This window comes from Nocardia sp. NPDC004604 (assembly GCF_040609795.1).
Classification (GTDB): domain Bacteria; phylum Actinomycetota; class Actinomycetes; order Mycobacteriales; family Mycobacteriaceae; genus Nocardia.
Window position 1 is genome coordinate 1 of record NZ_JBEXLC010000313.1, and the last position, 2,497, is coordinate 2,497.

The window sequence follows — 2,497 nt, forward strand, 5'->3', positions numbered from 1 at the left end:
GTCCGAGTCGTCGAAGCGCATGCGACGCAGTCGCGAGTCTCGACGGCTCGGACGCGAGACACCAGGGGGCCGCGAACACGCAGCGCCGCAGGCGCGGCAAATCCAATACAGCATGTAAATCCTGTGCAAAAGTTGGTGTGGCGCACTGGTTGCCCAGTCGACGCTGGCCGCATGATGGTCGAGTCAGCAAACTCCGCATCATCCGGCTGGGAGGCCATCGTGCTGATGCATCAAGGAATAGGGCTAGACCGTTTCAATGCGATGACTCACGCCCGTGCCGTACACGCGCTGTTCGAAGTCTGCTGCAATGTCACCTGGGCGGCCACGCTCGCCGACGCCCGGCCCTATCCGGATCGCGATGCGCTGCTGGCCACGGCGGATGTCGAACTGCTGGCGCTCTCGCAATCCGATCTCGATCGCGCCTTCGATGCGGTTGTGCACGAACAGGTCTCGCAGCGCAACATGACGGAGCTGGTCCGGGTGGTGCACGACCGGATCGACCGGCTGCTCGGACCCACCGAAGGATATCCCGAATACTGACCGGCGAAACTCGCCCGGCGTATCGCCCGCAATCGCTCTACTCTGGATCCATGCGCAGGTCGCTTCCACCAGTCGCATGCCGGGTCGCGGATACCCTGATCGCGCGCGGCCACCATGGTGTCATCGTCACTCAGCCCGCTCCCACGCCCACCGCCGCCGATGCCGCACGGGCACTCGGCGTCGATGTGGGCGCCATTACGAAGTCGCTGGTGTTCCTGCTCGACGAGGATCCGGTGCTGCTGCTGGTCTCCGGGGCGCATCAGGTGGATCTGGCGAACACCGGCGCACGACTGGAAGGCACGCTCACCCCCGCCCCCGCCGATATGGTGCAGCAGGTGACCGGTCAGCCCATCGGCGGTATCGCACCGGTCGGCCACCCCACCAACCTGCCGACCTGGGTGGACAATGCGCTATCGGCGCACCGGGAGGTGTGGGCCGCGGGCGGCGTTCCGAATACCGTGTTCCGCACCTCGTTTCGCGAGCTGGTGCGCATTACCGCCGGACTTCCGATCGACGTGGACTGAATTCCGCGCCCGCCCAGGAACAGCGCGGATCGCGGGATGGAGATCAATCCAACAATCATGGGGCGATCCATTACCGACAAACCCGGCGTAGTTTCGTCATGTGAGCGAGCGGAGAACCAGCAACACAGCACCGACGGTCGCAGCGGAGCCGAGCGCTGACGAGGGGCAGCTGTGACCGATGCGCAACCGCCTGCCACGGATATCCAGGTTCCCGACGATCTGAGCGGTATCACCGCCGAGCAGTACCGCGCCTCCATGCGGCACTATCCCGCGGGCGTCACGGTGGTCACCCTCGGCTCGGAAAATGGTCCGGTCGGTTTCACGGCCACGTCCTTCGCATCGCTGTCGCTGGAGCCGCCGCTGGTCTCCTTCAATATCGCCCACACCTCATCGAGCCTGACCGCGCTGCGGGCGGCCGAGTCCGTGGTCATCCACTTCCTCGGCGAACATCAGCACGATCTGGCCCAGCGCTTCGCCCGCACCGCCGATCAACGCTTCACCGATCGTTCGCTGTGGACCACCCTGGACAGCGGCGAGCCGGTGCTGCACGGCACCCCCATCTGGATTCGGGCCACCATTAAGCAGCTGATCCCGATCGGTGACCACACCTTCGTCGTCGGCCTGGTCACCCGAATGCGCGACAGCACCGAGGAACAGCCCGCCGCTGCGCCCCTGCTCTACTACCGGGGTCGCTACTACCGCCCGACCTCGCTCGAAGAGTGAGCGCGGTCGAATTCTGCTGGGCAGCAATAGAGTTCGATCGCTAAAGATCGAGCGGTGAGCCCCTGTGAACCTCGATAGGGAAGGTGTCGCCCGCACCGAGGTCCAATAATGACGGCCGGGTCGAGTCCGGGGTCAGTTCGGCTTAACCGGTTCCTTCGGCGGCGCCGTGGACGGATCCTTGGTGGTCGTCCCAGCCGAACTCATGGTCGGGGCTCCGATTTGGCTGCGTCGAACTGCTGTAGCTGCCGCTCGTAGACATCGGTCATATGGTCGACTCGGCCGCGCATCCCGTCCGTCCAGGACTGGAGCGCATCCCGCTCTGCCGAATTCATTCAGCCGCCTTTCCGAGATCCGCTGGACGAGTGCCATCGCCTTCCTTGACGCAGGTGACCGGGCGGAGGTTCCATCGGGTCGCGATCGCGCGGTGAATTTCGCAGAACGAAGTCGGCGGCCTCAGTGCCGCATCCAGCTAGCTCCTGCCATATTCAGCCCCGGGCCGGGGTCCGTCGAACGTAGCCGAATGGTGGTCGCCCAGGCCGCCGTATTCGACCGCTGTATGACTACGCTCGGCGAGCAGTCGGAGGGAGTAGCGCAGCAATCGATCTGGACGTGGGGCTAGGAGACTGCTGAATAACTCGGTGTGTTGACCCGGCCCGTAGGGGCGGGTCAACGAGGATGGTGGGGTGCAGGGTGAGGGTGGTTCGGATCCG

General features: G+C 64.9%; 4 protein-coding genes. 3 read left to right on the top strand and 1 reads right to left on the bottom strand.

The genetic code is table 11. The features are described 5' to 3' along the window. Positions 1–219: 219 nt before the first annotated feature. The 3 genes from ABZW16_RS43700 to ABZW16_RS43710 all read left to right on the top strand — a co-directional run bounded on the left by ABZW16_RS43700 (position 220) and on the right by ABZW16_RS43710 (position 1,787). A complete protein-coding gene (locus ABZW16_RS43700) occupies positions 220–540 on the top strand; it encodes a 2-oxo-4-hydroxy-4-carboxy-5-ureidoimidazoline decarboxylase (protein ID WP_354962060.1) in 321 nt (106 codons plus the stop codon). 50 nt (positions 541–590) lie between these two features. Beyond that, positions 591–1,064 (top strand): YbaK/EbsC family protein, encoded by a 474-nt coding sequence (locus tag ABZW16_RS43705; RefSeq protein ID WP_354962057.1) that lies wholly within the window; start codon positions 591–593, stop codon positions 1,062–1,064. A gap of 171 nt (positions 1,065–1,235) precedes the next feature. Continuing rightward, positions 1,236–1,787, top strand: coding sequence for a flavin reductase family protein (locus tag ABZW16_RS43710; protein WP_354962058.1), 552 nt, complete (start codon positions 1,236–1,238; stop codon positions 1,785–1,787). Positions 1,788–1,987: 200 nt separating this feature from the next. Here the strand turns inward: ABZW16_RS43710 and ABZW16_RS43715 are convergent, their stop codons facing one another. Continuing rightward, positions 1,988–2,119: a hypothetical protein gene (locus ABZW16_RS43715; RefSeq protein WP_354962059.1), complete on the bottom strand. Its 132-nt coding sequence runs from the start codon at positions 2,117–2,119 to the stop codon at positions 1,988–1,990. Between the last annotated feature and the right edge of the window lie 378 nt (positions 2,120–2,497).

Excerpts from the sequence above, each read along its gene's own strand:
- ABZW16_RS43705 (WP_354962057.1), top strand. The coding sequence starts at position 591 with ATGCGCAGGTCGCTTCCACCAGTCGCATGCCGGGTCGCGGATACCCTG.
- ABZW16_RS43715 (WP_354962059.1), bottom strand. The coding sequence starts at position 2,119 with ATGAATTCGGCAGAGCGGGATGCGCTCCAGTCCTGGACGGACGGGATG.